General features: G+C 62.4%; 24 protein-coding genes. 12 read left to right on the top strand and 12 right to left on the bottom strand.

Translation table 11 applies throughout. The features are described 5' to 3' along the window. Window positions 1-13 precede the first annotated feature (13 nt). The 4 genes from C2L65_RS06925 (at window position 14) to C2L65_RS06940 (ending at window position 6,764) form a co-directional block, all read left to right on the top strand. Entirely contained in the window at window positions 14-1,285 is a 1,272-nt protein-coding gene (locus C2L65_RS06925) for a YeaH/YhbH family protein (protein ID WP_042314770.1), read from the top strand. Next, window positions 1,282-3,018 (top strand): SpoVR family protein, encoded by a 1,737-nt coding sequence (locus C2L65_RS06930; RefSeq protein WP_042314769.1) that lies wholly within the window; start codon window positions 1,282-1,284, stop codon window positions 3,016-3,018. Before C2L65_RS06925 ends, C2L65_RS06930 begins: the two co-directional genes overlap by 4 nt. Before the next feature lie 642 nt (window positions 3,019-3,660). Then, a complete protein-coding gene (locus tag C2L65_RS06935; RefSeq protein ID WP_103254517.1) occupies window positions 3,661-4,920 on the top strand; it encodes an IS256 family transposase in 1,260 nt (419 codons plus the stop codon). 548 nt (window positions 4,921-5,468) lie between these two features. Continuing rightward, window positions 5,469-6,764, top strand: a complete 1,296-nt coding sequence (locus C2L65_RS06940) for an MFS family transporter (RefSeq protein WP_007586954.1) — start codon at window positions 5,469-5,471, stop codon at window positions 6,762-6,764. Window positions 6,765-6,869: 105 nt separating this feature from the next. Here C2L65_RS06940 and C2L65_RS06945 read toward each other — a convergent pair whose 3' ends face one another. Together C2L65_RS06945 and C2L65_RS06950 are read right to left on the bottom strand one after the other, a co-directional pair. After that, window positions 6,870-7,850: a glycosyltransferase family 2 protein gene (locus C2L65_RS06945; RefSeq protein WP_042315247.1), complete on the bottom strand. Its 981-nt coding sequence runs from the start codon at window positions 7,848-7,850 to the stop codon at window positions 6,870-6,872. Between the two features lie 280 nt (window positions 7,851-8,130). Continuing rightward, window positions 8,131-8,319 carry a hypothetical protein gene (locus C2L65_RS06950; protein ID WP_042315248.1) on the bottom strand — a complete coding sequence of 63 codons (189 nt, stop codon included), beginning with the start codon at window positions 8,317-8,319 and terminating at the stop codon, window positions 8,131-8,133. Between the two features lie 117 nt (window positions 8,320-8,436). Here C2L65_RS06950 and C2L65_RS06955 point away from each other — a divergent pair, with 117 nt between their 5' ends. Next, complete coding sequence (locus tag C2L65_RS06955; protein WP_007586962.1) at window positions 8,437-8,667, top strand: hypothetical protein; 231 nt, start codon at window positions 8,437-8,439, stop codon at window positions 8,665-8,667. Between the two features lie 44 nt (window positions 8,668-8,711). Here C2L65_RS06955 and C2L65_RS06960 read toward each other — a convergent pair whose 3' ends face one another. Then, window positions 8,712-9,176, bottom strand: a complete 465-nt coding sequence (locus tag C2L65_RS06960) for a hypothetical protein (RefSeq protein ID WP_042315249.1) — start codon at window positions 9,174-9,176, stop codon at window positions 8,712-8,714. Window positions 9,177-9,324: 148 nt separating this feature from the next. Continuing rightward, a complete protein-coding gene (locus C2L65_RS06965) occupies window positions 9,325-10,647 on the bottom strand; it encodes an MFS transporter (RefSeq protein WP_233446480.1) in 1,323 nt (440 codons plus the stop codon). A gap of 267 nt (window positions 10,648-10,914) precedes the next feature. Between C2L65_RS06965 and C2L65_RS06970 the strand changes: the two genes are divergently transcribed. The 4 genes from C2L65_RS06970 (at window position 10,915) to cls (ending at window position 14,169) form a co-directional block, all read left to right on the top strand. Next, window positions 10,915-11,775, top strand: a complete 861-nt coding sequence (locus C2L65_RS06970) for a mechanosensitive ion channel family protein (protein WP_042315250.1) — start codon at window positions 10,915-10,917, stop codon at window positions 11,773-11,775. A 270-nt stretch (window positions 11,776-12,045) separates the two neighbouring features. Beyond that, window positions 12,046-12,258: a hypothetical protein gene (locus C2L65_RS06975; protein WP_042315252.1), complete on the top strand. Its 213-nt coding sequence runs from the start codon at window positions 12,046-12,048 to the stop codon at window positions 12,256-12,258. A 305-nt stretch (window positions 12,259-12,563) separates the two neighbouring features. After that, entirely contained in the window at window positions 12,564-12,827 is a 264-nt protein-coding gene (locus C2L65_RS06980) for a hypothetical protein (protein WP_042315253.1), read from the top strand. Between the two features lie 79 nt (window positions 12,828-12,906). Further along, a complete protein-coding gene (gene cls, locus C2L65_RS06985) occupies window positions 12,907-14,169 on the top strand; it encodes a cardiolipin synthase (protein WP_042315254.1) in 1,263 nt (420 codons plus the stop codon). A gap of 417 nt (window positions 14,170-14,586) precedes the next feature. On the opposite strand, the gene C2L65_RS06995 is transcribed toward cls, so the two are convergent. The 5 genes from C2L65_RS06995 to C2L65_RS07015 form a co-directional block, all read right to left on the bottom strand. Beyond that, window positions 14,587-15,678 (bottom strand): porin, encoded by a 1,092-nt coding sequence (locus C2L65_RS06995; protein ID WP_103254518.1) that lies wholly within the window; start codon window positions 15,676-15,678, stop codon window positions 14,587-14,589. A gap of 105 nt (window positions 15,679-15,783) precedes the next feature. Beyond that, on the bottom strand, window positions 15,784-16,101 hold the full coding sequence (locus C2L65_RS07000) for a high-potential iron-sulfur protein (protein ID WP_042315257.1): 318 nt from the start codon (window positions 16,099-16,101) through the stop codon (window positions 15,784-15,786). Then, window positions 16,082-16,861 (bottom strand): Pr6Pr family membrane protein, encoded by a 780-nt coding sequence (locus tag C2L65_RS07005; protein ID WP_042315258.1) that lies wholly within the window; start codon window positions 16,859-16,861, stop codon window positions 16,082-16,084. The genes C2L65_RS07000 and C2L65_RS07005 overlap by 20 nt, the downstream gene beginning before the upstream one ends. 175 nt (window positions 16,862-17,036) lie before the next feature. Next, entirely contained in the window at window positions 17,037-18,542 is a 1,506-nt protein-coding gene (locus C2L65_RS07010; protein ID WP_063769799.1) for an esterase-like activity of phytase family protein, read from the bottom strand. A 265-nt stretch (window positions 18,543-18,807) separates the two neighbouring features. Then, window positions 18,808-19,716, bottom strand: coding sequence for a formate/nitrite transporter family protein (locus tag C2L65_RS07015; RefSeq protein ID WP_042315260.1), 909 nt, complete (start codon window positions 19,714-19,716; stop codon window positions 18,808-18,810). Between the two features lie 179 nt (window positions 19,717-19,895). On the opposite strand from C2L65_RS07015, the gene C2L65_RS07020 reads away from it, so the two are divergent. Beyond that, complete coding sequence (locus tag C2L65_RS07020) at window positions 19,896-20,558, top strand: J domain-containing protein (RefSeq protein WP_042315261.1); 663 nt, start codon at window positions 19,896-19,898, stop codon at window positions 20,556-20,558. A gap of 73 nt (window positions 20,559-20,631) precedes the next feature. After that, a complete protein-coding gene (locus C2L65_RS07025) occupies window positions 20,632-21,171 on the top strand; it encodes a hypothetical protein (protein ID WP_042315263.1) in 540 nt (179 codons plus the stop codon). Window positions 21,172-21,277: 106 nt separating this feature from the next. Here the strand turns inward: C2L65_RS07025 and C2L65_RS07030 are convergent, their stop codons facing one another. After that, entirely contained in the window at window positions 21,278-21,571 is a 294-nt protein-coding gene (locus C2L65_RS07030) for a hypothetical protein (RefSeq protein ID WP_042315264.1), read from the bottom strand. 123 nt (window positions 21,572-21,694) lie between these two features. After that, complete coding sequence (gene hpaC / locus C2L65_RS07035; protein WP_042315266.1) at window positions 21,695-22,228, bottom strand: 4-hydroxyphenylacetate 3-monooxygenase, reductase component; 534 nt, start codon at window positions 22,226-22,228, stop codon at window positions 21,695-21,697. A 388-nt stretch (window positions 22,229-22,616) separates the two neighbouring features. Here hpaC and C2L65_RS07040 point away from each other — a divergent pair, with 388 nt between their 5' ends. Further along, window positions 22,617-23,249, top strand: coding sequence for a response regulator transcription factor (locus tag C2L65_RS07040; protein ID WP_174485110.1), 633 nt, complete (start codon window positions 22,617-22,619; stop codon window positions 23,247-23,249). 51 nt (window positions 23,250-23,300) lie between these two features. Here the strand turns inward: C2L65_RS07040 and C2L65_RS07045 are convergent, their stop codons facing one another. Continuing rightward, window positions 23,301-24,044, bottom strand: coding sequence for an SDR family NAD(P)-dependent oxidoreductase (locus C2L65_RS07045; protein WP_042315270.1), 744 nt, complete (start codon window positions 24,042-24,044; stop codon window positions 23,301-23,303). Window positions 24,045-24,051: the final 7 nt, after the last annotated feature.

Here is a 24,051-nt window from a genome sequence, read left to right on the forward strand (position 1 = left end):
CGGGAGACTGGATGTGCTTCATCAAATCATCGACCGCAGGCTGGCAGGCAAGAACAAGAGCATTGCAAACCGCGAACGCTTTCTGCGTCGCGTAAAGGGATACATTCGGCGCGCTGTTTCGGAAGCGGTGCGCGACCGTAGTATCAAGGATATCCAAAACACCCAGAGCATCACGATTCCGCGCAAGGACATCGCCGAACCGTCGTTCCGGCATGGTCCGGGCGGCAAGCGCGAAATGGTGCATCCGGGTAACGCGGACTATATCCGCGGCGACAAGATCCCGCGTCCGCAAGGGGGCGGCGGCAGCGGCGGCGGTGGCAGCGCCAGCAACGAAGGCGAAGGGCAGGACGATTTCGTCTTCGAACTGAGCCGCGAAGAGTTCATGCAGTACTTCTTCGACGATCTCGAACTGCCGCGTCTCGTGAAGACCCATCTGCTTGCCGTGCCGACGTGGAAGAGCATCCGCGCGGGCTGGGCTGCGGAAGGCACGCCGAACAACATCGACGTGGTACGTTCGCTGCGCAGCGCGTTGGGCCGGCGTATCGCGCTCGGCGCGCCACTCGTCAACGAACTGCACGAACTCGAAAAGCAGCTCGAAGAGATGAAGGCGGACCCCGCTGACCGTCGCGACGAGATCAAGGTGCTCGAAGACGAAATCCATCATCTGCGCGGCCGCATCTGGCGCATTCCGTTTATCGACCCATTCGATCTGCGTTACGTGAACCGCGTGAAGCAGCCGCAGCCGTCCAGCCAGGCCGTGATGTTTTGTCTGATGGATGTGTCGGGGTCGATGGACGAGCAGCGCAAGGATCTCGCCAAGCGCTTCTTCATCCTGCTGTATCTGTTCCTCAAGCGCAACTACGAGAAGATCGAGGTGGTGTTCATCCGCCACCATACGCGCGCGGAAGAAGTCGACGAAGACACGTTCTTCCATTCGACGGAGAGCGGCGGCACGGTCGTATCGAGCGCGCTGGAACTGATGCAGAAGATTCTCGACGAACGCTACTCGCCGACTGAATGGAATATTTACGGCGCGCAGGCTTCGGACGGCGACAACTGGACCGACGACTCGCCGAAGTGCCGCAAGATACTCAGAGATGACATTCTCGAGAAGGTGCGGTATTTTGCGTACATTCAGGTTACGCCTGAAGAGCAGAACCTGTGGCTCGAATATGCGCAACTCGCGCTGTCGCAGCCGCATATGGCGATGAAGAAGGTCGAAACAGCGGCGGATATCTATCCCGTGTTCCGCGAGCTGTTCGAAAAGCAGGTGGAAGCCGCATGACGACTCGTCACCTGCACAACGAGGCGCGAGGGTACGAGCCCGAGCGTAAGAAAGGCGTGCCGAAGCAGAGTAAGGCCGGGCATGCCGAGGCGAACACGGCACACGCGCAGGACGCGCGTGAGCCCGATGCCGGAGCAGGCGTAGCGCCTGACGCAGCTGCAGCACGGGGACCCACCGGGGCGCCCACCAAAGGGCAAAGGGAAGTCCGTATGAACGTTGCCGACAGAAGGCCGTTGCCGTGTCCGTCCGACTGGACCTTCGAGCTGATCGAAGAGTACGACACTCACATCTCGCATGTTGCGGAGCAATATGAACTAGATGTCTACCCAATCCAGCTCGAGCTCATCAGCGCTGAACAGATGATGGACGCGTACGCGTCCGTCGGCATGCCGGTCAATTACCGGCACTGGTCGTTCGGCAAACACTTCCTTGCCACTGAAAAAAGCTACAGACGCGGGCAAATGGGCCTCGCGTATGAGATCGTCATCAACTCCAACCCTTGCATCGCGTATCTGATGGAAGAGAACACGATGACGATGCAGGCGCTCGTCATCGCGCACGCGGCCTATGGGCACAACTCGTTCTTCAAGGGGAACTACCTGTTCCGTCTGTGGACGGATGCGCACGCGATCATCGATTACCTTGTCTACGCGAAGAACTACATCGCGGAGTGCGAAGAGCGTTTTGGCCTCGACCGCGTGGAAGAACTGCTCGACTCGTGCCACGCGCTGATGAACTACGGCGTGGACCGCTACAAGCGTCCGCAGAAGCTGTCGCTGCAGAAGGAGTTCGCCGCGCGCCGCGAGCGCGAAGCGTATCTGCAGTCGCAGGTGAATGAGTTGTGGCGCACGCTGCCGAATCGTCACACGCCTTTGCCGGAAGAAGTGGAGGAGCGCTATCCGCCGGAGCCGCAGGAAAACCTGCTGTATTTCGCGGAGAAGAACGCGCCGCTGCTCGAGCCGTGGGAGCGCGAGGTCATCCGCATCGTGCGCAAGATCGGCCAGTACTTCTATCCGCAGCGTCAGACGCAGGTGATGAACGAAGGCTGGGCTACGTTCTGGCACTACACGCTGCTCAACACGATGTACAACGAGGGCAAGCTCGAAGACGGCTTCATGATGGAGTTCCTCCATTCGCACAGCAACGTCGTCTACCAGCCGCCCGTGACAAAGCCGTATTACAGCGGCATCAATCCGTACGCCCTTGGCTTTTCGATGATGAGCGACATCCGGCGCATCTGCGAGAACCCGACGGAAGAGGACCGAAAGTGGTTTCCGGAGCTCGCGGGCAGTCCGTGGTTGCAGGCGTTGCATTACGCCATGCGCAATTTCAAGGATGAGAGCTTTGTCGCGCAGTATCTGTCGCCGCATCTGATCCGTGAAATGCGGCTCTTTTCGGTGCTCGATGATGATATGCGTGATGCGCTCGAGGTTTCCGCGATTCACGATGACAGCGGGTATCGGTATGTGCGGCAGGCGCTGTCGCGGCAGTACGATATGCATCATCGTGAGCCGAATATTCAGGTGTATTCGGTTAATACGCGCGGCGATCGTAGTCTGACGTTGCGGCATTTTATGAGCGATAACCGGCACCTGTCGGGTGATAGTGATGAGGTGCTCAAGCACATGGCTCGGTTGTGGCAGTTTGATGTGTATCTGGAAAGTGTCGACGAAAACGGCACTGTGAGGAAACGCTACGAGTGTCGGTATACGGCGCCTGCCGTGCGGGTCTGATCGGGTTTTTTCTGGCTGGGTTTGGGTTCGGTTTGGGTTCGCGGTGCGGCTGGTTTGGTTTGCTTGTGCTTTTGCTCGCATCCGCGTTTTGTTAGCGTGCTTCAAGCGTCGCCCCTGTGCGGGGCGGCACCTACTTTTCTTTGCCGCCGCAAAGAAAAGTAGGCAAAAGAAAGCGGCTCACACCGCCAGTTCTTGTATTTGCCTGAGGGCCCCCAACCGGTCTTATGCTTCACACGGCAATCACGTGACTCATGTTCTCGTTGCCAACGCTTTGAATTGACGCCTCACCAACCGCGCGCGCCCGCGTCGCAGCACGCCGTGCCAGATGTTCCTCCGCCGCCCAGGTGGCAAACTGTGTGTAGGCCGTAGCGCCTCGCGCGCCTCACTTCGAACCCGATAGCGAACGCTCCACCTTGTAAGAGCGCCGAGCTATACGACGCGACAACCTACACACAGTTTGCCACCTGGGCGGCACATACCATTCGCTGCCGCTGGCCCGAGTACGGGTATTCGAAGCGGGTGAGGCGTTCATTCGAAGCGTTGGCAACGCACACAAACAGAAAGGCTGCCGTGTGAAGCGTAAGACCTGGGGCTGTCATAGATTTTGTGTTCAAGGCATAACATGTAGCTCAAGGAGCATGTATGCCACGCAAACCCAAGACGACCACCGAAGCGCAGACAGCGTTGCCGTCCATTCCGAAGGAACTAATCGACCAGTTCGTGAAGGGGCCGATGACGGCCGAAGCGGTGCATGCCGCTTCGGCGGCGTTCAAGAAGGCGCTGATCGAGCGGGCGCTGGGCGCCGAACTTGGACACCATCTGGGCTATCCGGCGGGTGCCGTGCGGCCAGAAGATGCGACCAACCAGCGCAACGGCAAGAGCGGCAAGACAGTGCTGACCGACGACGGTCCGCTACGCCTGGAGATTCCCCGTGACCGCGACGGCAGCTTTGCGCCGATCCTGATTCCGAAGCACGAACGGCGTTTTACCGGCTTTGACGACAAGATCATCGCGATGTACGCCCGTGGCATGACAGTGCGCGAGATCCAGGGGTTTCTGGCCGAGCAGTACGGTACCGATGTATCGCCGGAATTCATCAGTTCGGTGACCGATGCCGTGATGGACGAGGTGAGTATCTGGCAGGCGCGTCCGCTCGAGCCGATGTACCCGGTAGTGTTCTTTGACGCGCTACGCGTCAAGATCCGCGAGGAAGGGATGGTGCGCAACAAGGCGATCTATCTGGCGCTGGGCATCCTGCCGGACGGCACACGGGACATCCTGGGGCTGTGGATCGAGAACACGGAAGGCGCGAAGTTCTGGATGAAGGTATTCAGCGACCTGAAGGTGCGTGGCGTGCAGGACATCCTGATCGCAGTCACCGATGGACTGAAGGGCATGCCTGAAGCACTGGGCGCGGTGTTTCCGGCCACCACGCTCCAGACGTGCATCGTGCACCTGATCCGCCACTCGCTGGACTACGCGAGCTGGAAAGACCGGCGGGGGCTGGCTGCTGCCCTCAAGCCGATCTATTCGGCAACGGGCGCTGAAGCTGCGCAGACCGAACTGGATGCGTTCGAACAGGGTGAGTGGGGCCAGAAATTCCCGACGGTGGTGGCCGCCTGGCGTCGGGCCTGGGATCGCGTGATCCCCTTCTTCGCGTTTCCGCCAGCGGTTCGCAAGGTGATCTACACGACCAATGCCATCGAAAGTGTCAATGCCCGGCTACGCAAGATCGTCAAGACGCGTGGGCACTTCCCGACGGACGAGGCCGCGACCAAACTGCTATGGCTGGCCTTGCGCAATATCACGGCTGACTGGAGCCGTGCCGCGCATGACTGGAAAGCCGCGATGAACCAGTTCGCGATCCTCTACGAGGATCGCTTCACAAGGAATCATTTGTAGAATGCAATTGACGAGCCTGCCAGATGGCAGGCTTTTATCTGCCTTGCACACAAAAATTCAGACACTCCCTAAGACCTTGTAGGGGCCCTCAGGCAAGAACTAGAACTGGCGGTGTTAGCCGCTTTCTTTTGCCTACTTTTCTTTGCGGCGGCAAAGAAAAGTAGGTGCCGCCCCGCACAGGGGCGACGCGTGAAGCACGCTAACGAATCGCGGATGCCAGCGAAAGCCCGAGCAAGCCAAGGCCAAGGCCAAAACCAAACCAAACCAAACCAAACCAAACCAAACCAAACCAAACCAAACCAAACCAAACCAAACCAAACCAAACCAAACCAAACCAAACCAAAACCAACCGGCATCCACATGCCGCCATCCCCTGGTATCCGTTAAGATACCGACCGCGCAGAACATTACATATCTATACAATCTCGCAGGCGCGCTGCAACCTGCTTGCAACCAGGCCGAAACCTGACTGCAAACCTGGCGGCAGCATCAGAAAGCACAAAGCGGCACCCGACCGCTAAAAAAACCTTAGAAGGGACCGACCCAGCATGACCGACACGACCATCTTCACTCCCTCCGACACCCGGCGCCGCATCTTCGCGATCGTCGGCGCTTCGTCGGGCAATCTCGTCGAGTGGTTCGATTTCTATGTCTACTCGTTTTGCGCGCTGTACTTCGCGCCGGCGTTCTTTCCAAAAGGCGATACCACAGCGCAGCTGCTGAACACAGCGGGCGTGTTCGCCGCGGGCTTCCTGATGCGCCCGATCGGCGGCTGGTTCTTCGGACGCCTCGCGGACAAGCGCGGTCGCCGTTTCGCGATGATGGTGTCGGTGTTCATGATGTGCGGCGGCTCGCTCGTGATCGCCATGCTGCCGACCTATGCGCAGATCGGCGCGCTCGCGCCCGCGTTGCTGCTCGTTGCGCGCCTGTTCCAGGGTTTGTCGGTGGGCGGCGAATACGGCACCAGCGCAACCTACATGAGTGAAGTCGCACTGAAGGGCCGCCGCGGATTCTTCGCGTCGTTCCAGTACGTCACGCTGATCGGCGGCCAGCTGTTCGCGCTGCTCGTGCTCGTGATCCTGCAGCAACTGCTGACGACGGAAGAACTCAAGGCCTGGGGCTGGCGCGTTCCGTTCGTGGTCGGCGCGCTTGCCGCGCTGGTCGCGCTGTACCTGCGGCGCTCGCTCGACGAAACGACCACGGCCGAGACGCGTCAGCGCAAGGAAGCGGGCACCCTGCGCGGCATGTGGAAGCACAAGGGCGCGTTCTTCACGGTGCTCGGCTTCACGGCGGGCGGCTCGCTGATTTTCTACACGTTCACGACCTACATGCAGAAGTACCTCGTCAACACGGCGGGCATGCACCCGAAGACGGCCAGCAACGTGATGACGGGCGCGCTCTTCGTGTACATGATCATGCAGCCCGCGTTCGGCGCGTTGTCGGATCGCATCGGCCGCCGTCAGTCGATGCTGCTGTTCGGCTTCTTCGCGACGATCGGCACGGTGCCGCTGCTGCACGCGCTGAAAGACGTGACAAGCCCGGTGATGGCGTTCGTGCTGGTGGTGATTGCACTGGCTATCGTGAGCTTCTATACGTCGATCAGCGGCCTCATCAAGGCCGAGATGTTCCCGCCAGAAGTGCGCGCGCTCGGCGTCGGCCTGTCGTATGCCGTTGCCAACGCGATCTTCGGCGGCTCGGCGGAATATGTCGCGCTGTGGCTCAAGCAGGCAGGCAGCGAATCGATGTTCTACTGGTATGTGACCGTGCTGTGCGCGATTGCGGGCCTCGTGTCGTTCCGCATGCGCGATCCGTCGAAGGTAGGCTACCTGCGCAACGAGCCGTGATGCGTGCGGCCTGACGCACGAAGCTGAAATGCAAAAAGCGGCTCTTTGAAAGAGCCGCTTTTTTTATGCTGTTTTTGACTGCTGCGCGATGCGCGCGAAAGATACTCAGGGGAAGCGCGGCGCCGAAGGCGGCGGCAGCCCGCGCCACTTCATGGCGATGAACGCGCGCGCGATCAGCGACAGGTGATAGTAGAACCGCGCTTCGAAACCATATGCATACGCATACGGATGCTCGAACGCTACGCGCAGTGCCGCAAGCGGTGCATCGTTCTTCGCGTACAGCGACACGACGATGGGCGCGAGCCTTCGCAACGCAAGCCGCCGAGCCGGTTCGAGCGATGCGTCGAGCTTGAGTGCCGTCACGAACTCGAAAGCCGTCAGCGAAGCAGCGAAGGTCGAGCCGCGCGTGCTGTGCGAAATCGACACATCGGTCTTGCGGTAGTACGACACATAGCGATGCAGGTAATACACCTGTGAAGCGGCAAGGCACAACTCCGAGCCGAACACGTAATCGCAGCACATGCCTACGTCGTCGCGATAGCTGATCCGCTTGACGAGATCCGCATTCGCCATCCAGCCGTTGTTCGGGAACATCTGCACGAGACCCGTGCGTCCCGGTTGCTTTTGCAAGCCTTGCGCGAGCGCCGTGCGATGGAAGTCGGCATTCAGGGCCGCGCTTTTCGATGCATCGACGTTGCCTTGCGCATCCACTTCATATTGATCGGCGAACGCGACTTCGAGTTGCGGATGCTGCTGCCATAGTTCCAGCAGACTCGCGATGCCGTCGTTGGCGAAGTAGTCGTCGTCGTGAATCAATGCGATCTTGTCGCCGCTGGCGCGCGCAAAAAGACTCGCGACGTTGCGCGCCTGACCGAGCGATGGCTCGTTCTTCACATAGCGAATGCGTGCGTCGTGCGCGTAGCGCGCTGCGATCAGCGCTTGCGTGCGGCTGTCGCTCGAATCGTCGCCGATCAGAATTTCGATGTTCGTATGTGTCTGAGCCAGACACGAGTCCAGACATTCGACGATCAGTTCAGGCCGATTGCAGGTCGGGACGCAAATGGAAACCTTGCAGGATGTCGTCATTGTTTTCCGCTCGCTCCATTAAACGGATGGCAGCGAACGCTTCACATTACGAAATGTTTCGCTGCAAGCGGAAAGGTAGATGAAGGGGGCGAAAAAATAACCAGAAATAATTCAGTAAAAAATGCGGGGCGCGTCGAGTCGCACGGCACACAATGCACATGCCGCGCCGAAAAAAATGCGGCGGCCCTGCAAAATGTGCAGGCCGCCGTATTTCTTGCCACAAATGACCGCGCTTGCGCGCAATTTGTATCAGCCGGAATTTGCCGGTATCAGCTGCCTTCTAGCCAACCGGCGTTTCGCCCTCGCCGGAATTCTTGCCGGGGTGATCCGCGGGCGACCGCTTGCGGTTATCGTCGTCACGCTCTGGCATCTTGCTGTTTTCGTTGTCGCTATGAACCGGGTGCTTCGGGTGTTCGATGTCGCCGCCCGGGCTGGTTGTGGCTGCCTTTTGCTGCTTTTCGCTGCTCATGAGACGCTCCCTCCTGACAATGCCTGTCGATGATCGAGCAATTGCCGCTCCCGTCCCGCCATTGATAGACTCATCGGCAGGCGCGAACCATTAAAAACAGCCTGACGGAGACAAGCTATGAGCAAAATCGCGTTTCAGGATTTCGAACGCCAGGTCTTGCAACGCCACATGATCCGCGGACATGTGTACGAGAATGCCGCCGCGCTCGTCGACCGCGCGAACGCGTGGCTTGCGGAGCACAACGTCGATGTGATCAACATCGAAAGCCTGTCGACCTTCGGTTCGGGCGACGATACGAGCGTGAGCCACTGGTATTCGGGTATCCGCGTCTGGTATCGGGTCGAATAGCGTCGCGGCGGGGGCCGCTTTTCGCCGCCCGCGCTTTTTGCCCGCTATTTGCCGGAGACCACCAGCTTCACCTTGTTCGCGCCGGCGGGCATCGCGGTGATTTGCGTACGCGTTTCGCGCGGACCGATATAGAAGTGCTGACGCGCAGGCGAATTCACGTCATGCGTGGCGTCGGGCAGGCACGAGGCGATGTCCGCCGCGACCGCCTGCAAGGCAGTCACACTCGACCCTGCGCCGCCGCTCGGCGTCCATGAGCATTCGTAGCTGCCTTTGGCCGCACCGCATTGCGCGTCGGCGCCGTAGGGCTGCGCGACGCCTTTGCCGTCCTCCGGCGTCAGTTGAGAAAAGCCCGTGGGCGCGGCCGCGACGATGCGCTTGAGCGCCGTGCAGGGGCTGGGCGCGTCGTCGGCGCGCGCCGATAGCGGCATCAGCGTCGCGGCTGCGAGCGCGGTGATGGTGAAGAGCGCGTAGATCGAATGAATGCGACACGCGCGTCGGCTCGGGTGCATGTGCGTCTCCTTGGCATGGATGGCTGCGGTGCGTGAATTCGCAGCCGATCTGCTCAGCACTGTGCAATGAACGCGCCTGATCGCTCGCGCGCGCCGGAAGCGCCTGTCTGGCGTGGCGCGGCGCGTCGGTCACAGGAGAAGCCTGACGTCAGGCCGCCACTTCGTGCTGCTCTTCGCGCTCGAGCGAGCGCGTGCGACGCAATTCCGGAAACAGCTTCATCCACAGCAGCGCGATCGCGATCGTCGCGCATCCGCCGATGAGCACGGCCGTTTGTGCGCCCCACCAGCCCGCCGTCACCCCCGACTCGAACTCGCCGAGCTGATTCGACGTGCCGATGAACAGCGAATTGACGGCGCTGACACGGCCGAGCATCTCGTCGGGTGTGCGCAACTGCACGAGCGACAGCCGCACGACCACGCTGATCACATCCGATGCGCCGAGCGCCATCAGCGCGAACAGCGACACGATGAACGAATGCGACAGTCCGAACACGAGTGTCGCGATGCCGAACGCGATCACGCCGCCGAACATCGCCGCGCCGGGCCGCTTGCGCAACGGGAAATGCGCAAGCCAGATCGTGCCGCCGAGCGCGCCGACAGCCGACGCTGAACGCAGCAGGCCGAGGCCGAGCGGCCCCGCATGCAGCACGTCGCGCGCGAAGATCGGCAGCAACGCGGTCGCGCCGCCGAACAGCACCGCGAACAGATCGAGCGACAGCGCGCCGAGAATCACCGGCTGGCTGCGGATGAAACGCACGCCCGAGAACACCGATTCGAGCGTCACGGGCGCGCGCGGCACGGGCTTCGTGCGCAACGGGATCGTGCTGACGGCGGCGGACGCCAGCGCGAACGACAGCGTGCAGGCGAGATACGCCGCGCCCGGCCCGATGCCGTAGAGCAGGCCGCCGAGCGCCGGCCCGCCGATCTGCGCGGCCTGGTTCGCGGAGGTGGCCCACGCCGTCGCCTGCGAGAGCTGCGCGCGCGGCACGACACCGGGCAGCAGCGACGCGACAGCGGGCGACTCGAACGCGCGCGCCGCGCCGACACAGGCGGCGAGCACGTAGATCACGGGCGCGCTGATCCAGCCGCCGAACGTGCCCCACGCGAACAGGGCCGCGGCCACGCATTCGAGCCCCTGGCAGATCGACGCGATGCGCCGCCGGTCGTAGCGGTCCGCGACCTGGCCGACGACGAGCGTCAGCACGAACATCGGCAGAAACTGCGCGAGGCCGACCAGGCCGAGCGCGAATGCGCTGTGGGTGAGGGCGTAGATGTGCCATCCCATTGCAACGGCGAGCATCTGGAACGACAGCGACGACAGCACGCGCGTACACCAGAAACGCTGGAACGGCGTCTGTCGAGGCAGGCTGATTTCGGCTTCGCGGTCGGCGTCGCCGACGAGTTTGTCGAAGGCGTCAGGGGCGGTGGTCGGGCTGACCTGTTCGCTGGTGTCGGCGGGAGGTGTTTTCATCGATAGATGGATCGTCGTCCCATATAACGGGCGCGATTTCCGTCGTGCATGCGGGCCTGCGCTCAGGCACCGCATTTGCACGCGCATTGGCGGAAATAGCTCAACGGAACCGCGTGTTCTGTCGAGACTTCGTTCGGGCCGCCAGTGTAGAGCAAGTCAGCCGCGCTTGCCGCGTCGCACCCGAACCTGTCCGGCATCACCCGTTACGAGGCATTACGGTGACTTTGCGCTGCACCTTTTCAAACGACCTATATGAACCCTTGAACCATGGATGATCTGCTCGCCCGTATGTTCCACCTGCAACCGTCGCTGCTCGTGACGCTCACGCATGACCTGATGCATGCGGGCATGGCGATTCTGATCCTGATTGCCGGTTGGTGGCTGTCCAACCGGCTCGGCGCGCTGCTGTCGAAGGCGATGTCGCGCACCCACGCGGACCCGACGCTCGCGCCGATGATCAACGCGATCGGCACATGGACCGTGCGCGTGCTGGTGCTGTTCGCGGCGCTCAGCGAAGTCGGCGTCGCAACGGCGAGCGTGCTGGCCGTGCTCGGCGCAGCCGGACTCGCAATCGGACTTGCGCTGCAAGGGACGCTGCAGAATATTGCAGCCGGCATTATGTTGCTGATGCTGCGGCCATTCCGGGCCGGCGACGTGATCGAAGGCACGGGCGCGACGGCGGGCATCGTGCGCGAAGTGGGGCTGTTCACGACGCGCATCGAACGCAGTGACGGTAATGCCGTTTTCGTGCCGAACAGCCAGATCTGGAGCAATCCTGTGATCAACTACAGCAGCGGCGGCACGCAGCGCGTCGAGGTGAAAGTGGACATTGCGCAGCGCAAGGACGTCGCCTGCGCGATTGAGGCGCTGAGGAAGATGATTACCAGCGATCCGCGTGTGCTGGGCGGCGCGACGCTCGCGCCTGTCGTGACGGCAGCGGATCACCAGCGCGGGGGCGGCGCGGTGGTGCGTCTCGCCGTCTGGGTCAGCGGCTCGGACGCTCAACTCGCCGCCGATGATATGCGCGATCGTGCGCGGACCGTGCTGGAAGAGGCGGGCTGCAAGACGGCGGACGCTTCGCGAGCGCAGCCTGGCCGTGTGCGTCAGTCGGAAACGCCTTACGCCTGATTGATACCCCTTCGGCAGGCGCCGTTTGACTGACATCGAGTGGGCGCGCCTGACCATTTTCTCCTGCGCGAATCGGCGCACGGCACGCACCGCTTCATCGCCAGATTTGCCCGTTTTCTGAGCCTTTCCCCCGAGACATGGCCTCTTTCCAAGCGAGGCGGGACGCACGCGAGGGTGCAATTCCGCACCGCCATGTTGCAAAGCCGCAATTCGACCTAGGTACAAACCCTAGTATTGAGATAAAATGGCGCTCTAAAGGAAGAGATTGCCATGTCGCCCCGTTTTCAGATCTTTGAAAAAATTGCCTTTTCGCTGGTCGTGATGTCCGCCGTGCTGTGCTCCGGCTATATCGCGTGGGAAACGTCGCCCGGTTTCCAGGACGCCGTGCATGCGAGCGCCGCCGCCGTGCGCTGGAGCGGCGACTACTCGTTCATCTGCGCGTCGACGGCGACCAACGCCTGCGATCAGTTGCCCATCGACTGACTCCTCGACGCCGAACGGCATAGGAAGCTGGCGCGTCTCTCGGCGCAGGCCAGCGAGCAGCGTCGCGTAATTTTCACCCCTTCCGTCCGTCTTTTTTTCAACGCGCCTGCCGGTCATCCGGCCTGAGCCGCGTCCCGTCTCGAACATGCATCTGGAATGCCGCTTGCTTTCAATTGAGCGGTTGGGCTTCGTCTGTCGCCACGACACGCGGCCCGTTCCATCGAAAACCGTCGTCGCAGCCCGTCGAGCATCATGATCCGGACTGCACGGTGTAGAACAATTCCGATGCATTCAGGAGCCGCGCCATGACGCCCGCCACCCGCTATGAAATGCAGATCCTGCAAACGGACATGCGCATGCTGATCGCCGTCGACGACACTGCAATCGAGTTCATTCCCGGCACGGCCGCAGGCGGCGACATTGCGGGCAAGCCGTACGCCGTGCTGCACACGGATTCGCTTGCGACGCTGAGCGGCTGGCGCGAGGTGATGCAGGCAGGCGGGCGCCCGCATCGGCTCGTCAATAACGCCTATGGCTATCGTCAGGAAGTCAACAATCCCGACTGGTAAAGCCACCGTCCCGACGCGCGCCTTCGCGGCCACGCGGCGCGGTGCGCTTCGACGCCTCCTCAACCGCTGAACGCGGCGCATGCTGACGATCCTGCTCACTGCCGTCGTCACGCTCGTCGTGGTGCTCGCGATCGCCAATCTGTCGACGGGCGAGAAGAAGATCGAGCACAAGATCGAGCGCCGGTACGGCAGCGACGATCCCCAGTTCATCCGTTCGATGGGTCTGCTGCTGGGGCCGCCCGTCATATCCGGCAACCGCTTCGACGTGCTCCTCAACGGCGACGAGATTTTTCCGTCGATGCTTGAGGGCATTGCGAGCGCGCAGAAAACCATCACGTTCGAAACGTTCATCTACTGGTCCGGCGCGATCGGCGAGCAGATCGCCGGCGCGTTGTCGGAAAAGGCGCGCGCAGGCGTTGCGGTACATGTTCTGCTCGACTGGGTTGGATCGCAGAAGATGGATCGGCACTATCTGCAGATGCTCAAAGATGCAGGCGCTGAAGTGATTCAGTACCACAAGCCGCACTGGACCGGGCTTGGCCGCATGAACGACCGCACGCACCGCAAGCTGCTGGTGATCGACGGACGCATCGGCTTCACGGGCGGCGTTGGCATCGCGCAGGAATGGACGGGACATGCACAGGACGACATGCACTGGCGCGATTCGCATTTTCGCGTGACGGGCCCTGTGGTCGGACATATGCAGGCCGTCTTCATGGATAACTGGATCAAGGCGACCGGCAATGTATTGCATGGGCCCGACTATTTTCCTGAAGCGGAAGAAGCGGGCGATGGCCTCGCGCACATGTTCAGCAGTTCACCGTCGGGCGGCAGCGACGACATGCAGTTGATGTATCTGATGGCGATCACGGCGGCGACGGATTCGATCCATCTCGCGAGCGCCTATTTCGTGCCCGACAAACTGACGATCAACGCGATCGTCGAAGCGGCGAAGCGGGGTGTCGATGTGCGGATACTCACGCCCGGCAAGCACATCGACACGCATACCGTGCGCGAGGCGTCGCGCGCATGCTGGGGACCGCTGCTCGAAGCGGGCGTGCAGATGTTCGAGTATCAACCTACGATGTTCCACGTCAAGCTGCTCGTCGTCGACGACTACCTGGTGTCGGTCGGCTCGACCAATTTCGATTCGCGCTCGTTCAAGCTGAACGACGAAGCCAACCTCAACATCTACGACGAGGCGTTCGCGCGCCTTCAGACGCAGATCTTCGCCGACGATCTCGCGAAGTCCAAACGCGTGACGCTCGACGACTGGAACAGGCGGCCATGGACCAGGAAACTCGTCGATCGCGCGGTCGCGCTGCTCGATTCTCAACTTTGACGTGCAAACCAAGGCGCGTGACGCCCGTGCGATCCGCGCGTGGCGGCACACGCATGCATAGGCGGCGCGCGCTCGGGTGGATCGCCTGCGGGCGGCTCCTGGCTGGGCGGTGCGCGGTCCGGTTCGCGCCCGGGGATAGGCGGTGAGTGCGGGTCCGGGGCGGGATCGTCGTCGGGCGGCGGCGCCGGATCGGGTTCGACCTCGGGTGGCATCGGCGTATGCAGCCGTTTGCCGATGCGACACGGTGAAATAGAAAACACACGAAACGCGATCGGGTTCATCGTGAGGATCTCTCGCATGCAGTTCGATACACCGATGAATTCCGCAATGCATGTGCCATCCATCCACGCATCACGATGCATGCGTCGTAGAACCACCGCATGCACGATAGTTGGACGCGCACGATAGTGCATCGCGCTAGAACCGCTCGATCATTCCGATCTGCACGCCACGAACGGGCGCCCCCGGATAAGCGACGGGGATGCCCGTCACGTTCACGCCGCGCAGCGTGAACGTGGCCTGTCCGCGATTTTCGAGGTCGGCGGCGCTGAGATATAGCAACAGCGCCTTCGACACCTGATAGTCGAAGGCGATGCTGAACTGATCGGCGTCGTTGTCGCCGCCGCTGCGGTCGCGCGCGTGCGCGTAGCCGACGGATGCACTCGCCTGCGGCGTGATCTGCCATAGGGCGGATACCGAGAGGCCGTCATCGTGATAGCGCGGCGTCCCGCCGTCACCGTTGAAGTACGCGATGAAGCCCGTGAGCGAGCCCCATTGGTACGACGCGCCCGCGAAGTTCGCGCGCAAGGCGCCGTCGCCATGTGTCTGCTGGTGCGCGTAGAGCAGCTTCATGCCGCCGAGTGCCCATTCAGCCGTCACGTAGTAGCCGCCAATGCCGTTGCCGTCGTCGCCGGGATCACGCAGCGCAACCATGCCCGTCGCGCTGAAGCCGCCGATGGTCGGCGACAGATAGGCGAACGCGTTGTCGGTGTAGGGCGTGATCTTCGACAGGTTGTTCAGGCCGGATGCGATCGTGCCGGCGCCGAACGCGTCGAGTTGCCCCTTGAACGGAATGTAGAGGGGCGAATACTGCCGGCCGGCGCGCAACTCGCCCCACGCGCCGTGCGCGCCGATCCACGCCTGCCGGTTGAAGATGCTGCCCGGCACCGAGAACGCGCCGCCTGCCGAATCGAAACCGTTCTCCAGCGTGAAGACGAGGCTGTTGCCATCGCCAAGCGGCTCGCTGCCGTGCAGGCCGAAGCGCGTGCCGCGATACGCGCCCGAGTCCATGCGCGCGACATAGCCGCTGCCGGGATTGGTCACTTCGATGCTGGTATCGATCAACCCGTAGAGCGTGACGGAGCCTTGCGCACGGGATGGCGACGCAATGACGAGCAGACAGGCGAGGGCGAGCAGGCGGCACACGGCAACGAGCGCTACGAGGCGTCGCCGCGAAGGGGAGCATGGATCAGGAAACGGCAGCCGGCTGGACGTGACGGACGTTGGCATCTCTCGGGCGATTGTTATGGCGTCGCGAGGGCGCAACGCCATCGACGACACTGCCGCATGCAGATACCAGCGAATACTAACCGAACATCACCAGCGCAAGGCGCACTACATGTTCGTGTAAGAACTGCACCAGCCGCCGCCCGCCACCTGCTTCGTTCCGAACAGCGTGCAACCGCCCCATGCATCCGTTGGATTGCCCTGGAACAGCGAGCAGTTGGCGCAGGTCTGCCCGGCCTGGTAGGTTGGAAAGCGCGCCTTGTCGACTTTCGCTGCGGCGATTACGTAGCCGACCGCTTGCGCAGCGGGATCGCTCTCGCTCAGTTTGTCGTCGGCGCGCGCGTCGCGGCTCGCGGCGAGCGCTGCACACAGGCCGGCCGCGGAGCCGAGGCCCGCGACGATGAACTCACGCCGGGTTGTTGTCATGATCGGTCTCTGGTGGGCGAGGCGGTGAGGCAGACGTGAAGGATGGCATCGGCCGCCGCTGATTGATGGCGGCAAACACGGCCATCAGCAGCACGAATGCGAGCACGAGCAGGCTCGCGTTGAGCAGCGCGCGTTCGTAGCCAAGCTCGCTGACGTTGATGAACGGATAAGGATAGAAGTCCGACTGCGCGCCGCGCAACAGGGTCAGCGCGAGATAGCCGAGCGGGAACACTAGCCATCCCAGCAGATGGCGCAGCGTCAGGTGAAAGCGCGGCACGAACAGCAGCCAGTAGAGCGCGGCGAGCATCGGCACGACGGTGTGCAGGGTTTCGTTGAGCAGCATGCGCCAGCCCGACGGCGTCCACAGATGGCGTAGCAGCAGGTTGTAGGCAACGCCGACGAACACGATATAGCAGGTCACGGCCGTCACGACCGTGGGTTGCCGGAAAAAGCGCACGAGCGGCGGGCTGCGACGCGGGAAGCAGGCGACGCAGGTGAAGCACAGCGCGCAGGTGAAAATGGTCAGATTGGTCAGATAGCTGGTGAGCCGCTCGATGCCGTCGATCACGCCGAAGCCGCGCGACAGCATGCGATGCACGGTGATGTCCGTCTGCGCGGCAAACGCGAGCCACGAAATCAGTGCGATCGACATGGCGAGCGCGACGGATGCAACGCTCGGCGCGTGCAGCGGCAACTCGGGCTCGATGATGCCGGTCGGTGGCGTATCTCGGCGCACAGCGGGGGACACAGGCTTCTTCATGCGTCGATTCTATACGCGTGAAGCGACGCGTGCAGGCGCTGCGCGGGTCGAAGCGCAGCCGGGCTATCAGCCGAATCAGCCAAAAAAAAAGGAGCCGGTCCGCAGATTGCCGCGGCCGGCCCGTTACATCGTCCCATCACGGTCCGTCAGGGACGCAGGAACTCAATGCACGACATCAGTGACCGTGGCCATCATGGTCATGATCGTGATCGTCGTCATCGCGGCCGCAGACGTTGTCATGATCGTGATCGCGGCCGTTCTTCGACACGCCCGGCAGGCGCTGCGCGACATAGTCGGGCAGATCCGACGTGTCGATCGCGAACACGAAGAACTGGTTCGGATTCGCGATACCCGACGGATGGTTCGTGTCGGTGACGGTCCCGATGAAGTCGTTGTCGTTCGCGACGTAGAGCGTGTGCTTCTTCACGCCGCGCACCGTCACGTCCGGACCGAACGCAATGCCTTCGATCTTCGCGGGAATGTCGTTCGCGTTATAGCCGTGGGCCGTCAGCGCCGCGACGATATCGAGGAACAGCGTCTTCTTTACCGCAAACGGCGCGAGGCCGCTCGCGCCGCTTGCCTGGCTCACGTCCGCTGCGCCCGTCAGGTCGATGCGGTTGAGTTGCTTGAACACAGCCGTCGAGTTGTCGCCGAGACCCTTGCCGTCGCGCTCGTCGACGAGCAGTTCGTGATCGTTGATCGCAAGCACGTCGCTGATGGTCGGGTACTTCGGCTTGGACGCCGTACCGATGTTCGTCAGCTGATACGCGTATTGCGTCGTGCGGCCCGTGCGGATGTCGATCTTCACGATGCGCGTGTATGGGGCGTCCGTGCCGCCGTCCTGGATCAGCGGGCTTTGCATCGCGCCGAACAGCGTGGTGCCGTCGGGCGAGATCGCGAGACCTTCCATGCCCTTGTTCGCGACGCGGCCCGACGTGTTGATGCTGATCTCGTCGTTGCCGACGGGCGAGAGCGTCGACACGGCGAACGTATCGGGCAGCTTGTACGTTGCAATGCGGCGGCCGCTCTTGCGGTCGAAGCGATAGACGTAGGGGCCGTATTCGTCGGAGATGAACACGCTGTCGCCGTCGTTCGCGATGCGGATGCTTTCGGGATCGAAGCGGCCGTCGAGCGGATACGTCGACAGATGCGTCGGATCGAAGTTGTCCGAGCGGCCCGTGAAGTAGTTCGTGTGGTTGTCGCGGTTGAGCTTCGGCGCGCCGTTCGGCACCCCATACGCGGCGCCCGTGCCATAGACGAGGCGATCGGACGTGTGCAGCAGCGTCGTGTCGACGAGCTTCGGCGTCAGCGTGAACGGCAGCGACGCACCTTTCGGCGCGTCTTCCAGGCGCAGACGAATCGTCTGGAAGCGGTTGATGTACGACGCGGTGTCGTCGATCGCCGCGTTGTACGAGATCGCGTTCGGGCCGCGATCGGGCACGGCGAGGAACGTATGGCAACCCGCGTAGCCGATACCCGAGCCGAGACCGCCGAGCAGATTGCCGGGCGCACCGTTTTCGAGCTTGCCCGACGTCTCTTTCGATTTGTCGAGCAGATTGCCGTCGAGCTTGCCGATGGCGATCAGATCGACGGACGCGTGAGCGGCGGGAGCAGCGGCGAGCGCCGCAAGCGAGGCGATGGCACCGATCATGGTGCGGGTGAAGAGCGATGAGCGCAGCACAGGAATGTCCCTTGGAGGATCAATGCGATGAAGGCGGCGCCGGGCGCGTACGGCAAAAGAAAGCAGTCTGGCGACCGGACGCAAGGTTTCTTACTTTTTATTTCCGGGGACCGATACTGCGTGACATGTATGTCCGAATTGTGACGGCGCGCCGGCGTGGGGCGCGCTGTGTGCGCAAGCGCACATTCGCATGAGCAAGCGTCATCGACGAAAGCGCACTCAGACGCGCGCCGCATGAACGGGCACGGTGCAGCGCAAGCTATGGTCAGCGCCGCTCGCTGATTTCCGGCGCGATGGCTGCATGATTCAGCAGCGCGACGAGCGTCATGCCGCCCACCACGTTGCCCGCGAGCGTCGGCATCAGGAAGCGGCCGAAATAATCGGCGAATGATGCGTCGCCCGCCAGCACCGCATACGCGACTTCCGTCGATCCCGCGATGATGTGCGACAGCTTCGCCACCGCGACCACCCACGTGATCAGCACGACGGTCAGCAGCCGCGCGGAGCGTGCGCTCGGCAGCAGCCACACCATCAGCGCGATCAGCCATCCGCCCAGCACGGCGCGTATGAAGGTCGGAAAGGTATTGGCGGGACCAACGGCGGAGCGCGCCGTCTCGTCGAGCGCATCGACGACGTCCGCTTCGAATACGCCGGGCAAACGCAGCATCGCGGCAAAAGCCCACGAACTGAGCAGATTGCAGAACAGCACGACGATCCACAGGCGCAGCGCCTTCACCAAGCAGTCGAGATCGCGCCGCGTCAGCACGGGCAGCACGACAGTCAGCGTGCTTTCGCTGAAGAGTTGCTGACGCCCCATGATGACGAGCACGAAGCCCGTCGTGTAGCCGAAGCTCGACACGAGATGCCGCCATGACGTATCGGGCAGGCCGGCCTGGAGAACGGCTGTCGTGAGAAACGAAAATCCCATTGAAAGCCCCGCTGCCAGCGACGACCACACAAGCGCCATGACCGTGCGTTCCAGCGCGGCTTCGCCTTCTTCGCGCACGATCTCGTGCAGCATCAACGCGTGCGGCGCCGTGTGTTGCGCGGCCTGGTCCTGCTCGTCCGCGTCCAGGTGCGGTGACTCCGCGCCGGCTTTTTCCGGGTGGTCGGGCGGCGTGGCACGATCGGTCGTGTCAGGATGTCGTTCGTGCTGGATGGTGTCTTTCGTCATGGCCGCTCGCTCGTACGCTGTATGCGCGCATCCATCGCAGTCGCAAAAACGGTGCCCGAAAAGCGCGGACATGTTCGCGCTTTTTGTCGGACCAGCCTCGTTTCGAGCGGCGAGGAGCGCCGTGCTACGATGAACGCGACCATCATCTGCAACCGTCTGCAAGCGAGACCCAACGCGACATGGCAACCCTTTACGCGAAGCTTGGCGTGTCTCAAGACGCCACCTCGGAAGAGATCAAACGGGCGTACCGGAAGGCCGCGATGAAGTGGCATCCGGACCGCAACGCCGGACAGGAAGAGGTCGCACGCGCGGCCTTCCAGGAGATCAAGGACGCGTACGCGATCCTCTCCGACGACAGTCAGCGCAAGGTCTACGACGCCGTCTACGCGCAGGAGATGCGCCAGTATGAGGCGCTCGAAAGGCGTCAGCGCGAAGTCGAGGCAGCGCGGGCGCGCAAGGCCAAGGCTGAGGCCGAGGCGAAGTACACGCAGATGGTCGGCGTGGCCATGCGCTATGCCGACGAAGGCCATAACCGCGACGTGCTGTTCGGCGTGCTGCTCGGACGCGATTGCGACGCCGACGTGGCGCAACGCATTGCCGATAGCGTGTGGGCCTTGCAGCAGTCGCGGCACGCAGCGCAGGCAGGTGAGTCCGCCGATACGGCTGATGCCGATCGCGCGGACCCCGTCGCTAAGGCTGCGTCATCACGCGAACCTGTTGCGGAAGACGCGCCTTCGCAACCTCAGCCCGCAGCAACGAAACACGACAAGCCTGCGCAGGAACCACGCAGCGCGGGTCTGTTCGATTCGCTGTGGCAGGGCTTTTTCGGCATACGCTCATAGCGCGCCGCGATTTTCGCTTCACACCGCGTGCCATTCAAAATGGCGCGCTCGACTTACGCATGGACATGCTTCGATGAAAGACGCTTTTGAACGACGCGCGTTGCTGCTGCATCTCGGCGACGCGCTGCAAACCCTCTCCACGGCGCTCGCCGCCGATGCAAAACATCACACTGTGCATCATCTGTTGAACGCCCATGCGGAACTGGCTGGGCACGCATGGCTCGCGGCCGTCTCGCCGAAGATGAAGGCGTCGGAGTTTGCGAAACGCGCAAGCGCATCGTTTGCGGAATGGCCCGCGCTGCTGCTTGAAGAGCAGGTGGACTACACGCGCCTCGCACTCGCAGTCCACGACCATCTGTTCGCGGACGATCGCACTGGCTGGCGCACGTACGTCGACGCGATGAAGCGCGAGGTCGAATGGTTCGGCGATGCGCTGCCTTTCGCGGAAGAGCCCGTACAGGCAGCCGAAGCGGCGCCGTCACCCGATGAAACCGACACGCGCGCAAATGATGCCGACGTCGAACGCGCCGACGAGGGCAGCGATCCGCAACGTGACAGCGTCGAGAGCAACGGAGGTTTGTATCCCGCATGGCCGTGGAAGCCAGTCGTGTGATGTAGCAGGAACGACATCGCCTCGCGACAGCCGGTTCGATTCCGGCCATAGCGAGGCGATAGAAGATCACGCGTTCAATGACACAACGCGCGATCAGACACTACGATCAGTAACCCCAGCGTTCGCGTTGACGCTCGTGCCACTCATGCTCACGCCACGCTTCGTGACGGCGCCATTCGCGTTCACGCCACTGATGCTCGCGCCATTCGCGACGCTCGCGCCAGTCGTCGCCGTAGCCGTAGCCCACGGCAACGGGGGCGGGCGCAGCGTACACCGGCTGGGCGGGCACGATCACACCCGGCACGCCGAGTCCGACGGCGACGTCGACATGCGCCGAAGCAGCTGCCGAAGCCGCCAGCATCGCCACGCCAATAGCTGCACCAAGCATCATCTTCTTCATTTTTTGCTCCCTGCGCATGGATGCGCGTCACTGAATTCGGCTTCAGTCTAGGGGCGCGTGTCGGACACAGGTGCTACAGCCGTGCGAGAAAAGTAACGCAGGGTAACAGCGTTCAGGCCGCGCTCAAGCCGCGCACAGTCTCGGCACGCGATGAAACTGGCGGTCGAAGTAGATGAGACTGTCGCCGTCGGCGCACACGCGAATCTGCGTGGCCTCGACGAACATCACCGAATGCGAGCCCACTTCCTTCAGATCGACGATCGTTCCTTGCAGGCTCGCGAGCGCGTCGCGCAGTACCGGCACGCCGTGCGGGCCTTCGTCCCAGATCGGCAGACTGAAGCGCGCTTCCATCGGCAGTTGCGTGAGCCCGGCGAAGTGCCGCGCGAGCAGTTCGTGATGACCCGGCAGCACGTTGATGCAGACATTGCGATTGCGTTCGAACACGGCATGCATCGCGCTCGAACGGTTCATGCAGACGAGCAGCGTGGGCGGCGCATCCGTCACGGAGCAGACCGCACTCGCCGTGATGCCGCAGCGCCCGGACTCGCCGGATGTCGTGATGATGTTGACGGCCGCGCCCAGATGCGCCATTGCCTGGCGGAACTGCTTGCGCGCGTCGTCGGGGTCGAGCATGGTCGGGCGTTGCATATCGGACATGTGAGTGGCTCCCTGCACGGTGGTCGCTATGAATCGATCGCTGAATCGACCGCTCGCCCGCGATTGGTTGCGCGCGCGACGATCCCATGCATCAAGCGTACGGCATGCGTCGCATGAAAAAAATCCGCGCGAGTGGCACGCATGTTGGCACGCTTCCCGACCCGTCTAAAGGTTTTACCAGGTTGCATTCGACTCGCATCTGCGCATCGCGCGTTGGCCTGTGCTGTCACGCGATCAGGCCTGCAATAAAGGCTTTGCACGCGAATTTGGGCTGGTTATGATGAGCTTTCTCAAAATTAAACAGCGAACGCGTGGAGACAGCCGGACAACATCCGGCGCGCGTTGCAGACAGGTTCAAGACATGAGTCCAGCCAGCAAGATCCCGCCAATTCAATCGCCCGCGCCCGTCGTGTATATCGTCGACGACGACAATGGCATGCGCACATCGCTGGCGTGGCTGCTGGAGTCGGTCGGCGTGAAGTCGGAGGGTTTTGCGAACGCCGCGGATTTCCTGCGGGCCTTCGACGCAAACGTCCCCGCGTGTCTCGTGCTCGACGTGCGGATGCCGGAGACGAGCGGCTTCGACGTACAGGCTGAACTCAACGCGCGCGGCGCGACCTTGCCGATCATTTTCGTCAGCGGGCACGGCGATATTCCGATGTCCGTGCGTGCGTTGCAGAACGGCGCGATCGATTTCGTCGAAAAGCCGTACAACTCGCAGCAGATGCTCGAGCGCATCCAGCGCGCGATGAAACTCGCGGCGCAACGGCATGCGGCGGATCAGAAGCTTCGCGATCTGCGTCAACGGATCGAGTCGTTGACAGCGCGAGAAAAGGAAGTGCTGCGCGGCGTGCTGGACGGAAAGGGCAGCAAGCGCATTGCGTCGGATCTGTCGATCAGCGTGAAAACGGTCTACGTGCATCGCGCGAGCATCAAGGACAAGCTCGGGGCCACGTCTATCGCGACGCTGGTGCGCGATGTGATGGCAGTGTGGAGTCCGGGCGAGGGCGGGCGAGAATGATATCGAACAGCACGGCTTGAGTGAAACGTGCCGTGCCTTTTGCTCGTTGTTCTATCGCATGTAAAGCCCGCCATTAACATCCCAGCACGCGCCGTTAGCGAAGTACGCATCGCCCGATGCGAGCAGCACGGCGACCTGCGCGACATAATCCGCCGAACCGAGACGCCCGCCGGGGATGCTCGCAATGACCTTGTCGAGTTTGTCGGCGGGCACGCTTTCGTGAACGATGGGCAGATCGAGCGGTCCAGGCGAGATCGCATTGACGGTCACGCCGTGCGCGGCGAGATCGCGCGCGAACACCTTGGTCAACGTGATCGCGCCGCCTTTTGCCGCGGCATAATGCGCGCCCGTCGCGGAGCCGCCATTCTGGCCCGCCAGTGACGCGATATTGACGATGCGTCCCGCGCCGCGATCGGCGAAATACTGGCCGAACACCTGGCAGCCAAACAGCACGCTGCGCAGATTGATGTCGATTACCTGATTGAACTCGTCGGCGCTGATCTCCATCACAGGCACGACCTTCGACGCACCCGCGTTGTTCACGAGCACATCGACGCGACCCCAACGCGCGATCAACGCATCGCGTGCGGCTTCGAAGTCCTGCTTGCGTGTGACATCGAGTGCGATCGCGCACGCGGTTTCGTGATGCGCGCTCAGTTCAGTAGCTAGCGCATTCGCGGCATCGAATGCGATATCGGCCAGCGCGACCTTGTAACCCGCGCTGTGAAAATGCTTCGCGACGATGGCGCCCAACCCGCGCGCCGCACCCGTCACGATGACGACTCTGTTCGACATGAGTAAC

Source organism: Paraburkholderia terrae, from assembly GCF_002902925.1.
GTDB lineage: Bacteria > Pseudomonadota > Gammaproteobacteria > Burkholderiales > Burkholderiaceae > Paraburkholderia > Paraburkholderia terrae.